We start from the raw sequence: 279 nt of genomic DNA on the forward strand, positions 1-279 counted from the left end.
GGCGTTCTCGAACGTGTGGTGGTCGCTCGCGAACGAGTACGACCTCGTCTGGAGCAAGGACGAGGACGACTGGGAGCGCCTCGCCGCGATCGTCGGCGAGGAGGACCCTTTCGATCATCTGCTCTCGATCCACAACTGCCGCCCGTTCTACGACTACGGCCGGCCGTGGATCACGCACGCGAGCGTCCAGCGCGTCGATGTCTATCGCACGGCCGAGAACACCGACGAGTGGCGCGAGCGGTGGGGCAAGCCCGTCGTCATCGACGAGTGCGCCTACGA

The 279-nt window shown here is 65.9% G+C and carries 1 protein-coding gene; it reads left to right on the forward strand.

The genetic code is table 11. The features are described 5' to 3' along the window. Positions 1-279: hypothetical protein (locus ACZ3HG_RS23395; RefSeq protein ID WP_465334718.1), on the forward strand; the 279-nt coding region annotated here is incomplete at both ends.

The sequence above is a fragment of the Erwinia sp. PME.40.26/001 genome, assembly GCF_055556675.1.